At 68.6% G+C, this 1,641-nt stretch carries 1 protein-coding gene; it reads left to right on the plus strand.

Annotation, left to right across the window (positions count from 1 at the left end; translation table 11 throughout):
• Window positions 1-121 precede the first annotated feature (121 nt).
• On the plus strand, window positions 122-1,495 hold the full coding sequence (locus MOPEL_RS02680) for an IS1380 family transposase (RefSeq protein ID WP_009481316.1): 1,374 nt from the start codon (window positions 122-124) through the stop codon (window positions 1,493-1,495).
• Window positions 1,496-1,641: the final 146 nt, after the last annotated feature.

The following is a 1,641-nucleotide window of genomic DNA, read 5'->3' on the forward strand; positions in this document are numbered from 1 at the left end:
CCCTGATCCACCGTCCGGGGGTGGGTATTCCGGCGCGTCTTGGTAAGAGAAGTGCCCCTTGAGCTGGGAAGATAGTGATTACCACACCATTATCTGACCAGCCGAAAGGGGCACCTCGTAAGTGCAACTCTCTCACAGTGTCCGCGCGGTTTTCGATGAGACGAATCTCGTGTCGTGCGCGGGGCTGGTGCCCGCGTTGGCGTTGGCCGAACAGGCCGGGTGGAGTGAGCATCTGGAAGGCCTGTCGGTGCCCTCACCGAACGCCGCGGCCAAAGCCACATGCGTGGTGGCGGGGATGTTGGCCGGCGCGGACAGCATCGATGACCTTGACCTGTTGCGCCACGGCGCCATGACGCGCCTGTTCAAGGGAGTGCGGGCGCCCTCCACGCTGGGCACCTTCCTGCGGTCCTTCACCCACGGGCACGTGCAGCAACTCGACGCCGCCGGCGCCCACCTGCTCGCGGGTCTGGCCCGCAACCTCCCGGCCCTGCTCACTGGTGGCGGACCGGACGGGGTGGTGTTCCTGGATGTGGACGACACGATCCGGGAGGTCCACGGGTACGCCAAACAGGGCGCCTCTTACGGCTACAGCCGGGTGCGCGGGTTGAACCTGCAACTGGCCACCCTGTCCACCCCGGCCGCGGCGCCGGTCATCGCCCGGGCGCGGCTGCGGCGCGGGAGTGTGGCCAGCGCGACCGGCGCGGGCCGCATGCTGGCCCAAGCCATCACGACCGCGAAGGCTGCGGGCGCGTCCGGGCAACTGTTATGCCGGGCCGATTCGGCCTACTACGGGTGGGCGTTCGTGGGAACCGCGCTCCGGCACGGCGCGTGGTTCTCCGTCACCGCGCGCGCGAACGCCTCCATCAACCGGGCCATCACCAGCATCCAGGAGTCCGTGTGGACCCCGATCAAGTACCCCCACGCGGTCTGGGACGAAGACGAGCAGCGGTGGATCTCCGACGCCGAAGTCGCCGAGGTCCCTTACGTGGCGTTCACCTCCCGCCGCAAACCTGAGCACGTGGAATGCCGGCTGGTGGTCCGCCGCGTCAAACGCCTGCAACCGGCCACCCCGGACGGCTCTCAGCAAGGAGAACTGCTTCCGGCGTGGCGCTATCACGCGTTCGTGACGAACTCGACCCTGTCCACCATCGAGGCCGACCAGCGTCACCGGGAACACGCCATCATCGAGCAAGTCATCGCCGAACTCAAAGACGGACCCCTGGCCCACCTGCCCTCAGGGTCCTACCCGGCGAACGCGGCCTGGGCCGCGCTGGCGGTCACCGCGTTCAACATCGCCCGCACCGCCGCCGTCGCGGCCGCCATGTCGACCGCCCGTTGGGCCACCCTGCGCCGACGCATCATCAACGTGCCCGCCCGGATCGCCTCCCGCGCACGGCACTTCGTGCTGCACCTACCCGACCAGTGGCCCTGGCAGCACGCCTGGACCACCCTCTCGGCCGCGGCCACCGGCCCCCCAATACCTCTCACGTCCTGACCGTTCGCCGCCCCGCGGCTCAACCCCTTCGAAAGGCCACACGTGGAAAAGCCGGTACAGGCCGGCGGACCCGCCACGCTCAACTCCAGCCGACCCGCAAGATTCACCACCGAAACAGACCACAGAATCGCGACGGTGGATCAAGG

It is taken from the genome of Mobilicoccus pelagius NBRC 104925, assembly GCF_000247995.1.
In the GTDB taxonomy this organism is placed as follows: domain Bacteria; phylum Actinomycetota; class Actinomycetes; order Actinomycetales; family Dermatophilaceae; genus Mobilicoccus; species Mobilicoccus pelagius.